The sequence below is a fragment of the Mesorhizobium sp. Cs1321R2N1 genome, assembly GCF_037179725.1.
In the GTDB taxonomy this organism is placed as follows: Bacteria; Pseudomonadota; Alphaproteobacteria; order Rhizobiales; family Rhizobiaceae; genus Mesorhizobium; species Mesorhizobium salmacidum.
This window is the reverse complement of record NZ_JAPYKP010000362.1, coordinates 1-245: the sequence shown is the minus strand read 5'-3', so window position 1 is coordinate 245 and position 245 is coordinate 1. Positions and strand designations below refer to the sequence as shown.

Annotated in this window: 2 pseudogenes; one reads left to right on the top strand and one right to left on the bottom strand. The window is 55.5% G+C overall.

Features of this window, described 5'->3' with window-relative positions:
- Positions 1-103: pseudogene (locus O7A61_RS32515) on the top strand (IS5/IS1182 family transposase); the annotation flags it as partial.
- An 18-nt stretch (positions 104-121) separates the two neighbouring features.
- Here O7A61_RS32515 and O7A61_RS32510 read toward each other — a convergent pair.
- Positions 122-245: pseudogene (locus O7A61_RS32510) on the bottom strand (IS481 family transposase); the annotation flags it as partial.

The following is a 245-nucleotide window of genomic DNA, read 5'->3' as shown; positions in this document are numbered from 1 at the left end:
CAAACTCAAACAGTTCCGCCGCGTCGCAACACGATACGACAAGTTGCTCGCCAACTTCATGGGCTTTGTCAAACTTGCCGCTATCGCTATCTGGCTCAGGTAGTTAAATCGTCACTACGCCCTAGGTGTGGAGCCTCAACAGGTTGTCCTTGGTCAGGCCCAGGCGGCTGATTGGCGGTTTGGACTTTAGGCTTCCGTGCGGACGGTGCCAATTGTACCGATGCAGCCATATGGGCAACTCGGCG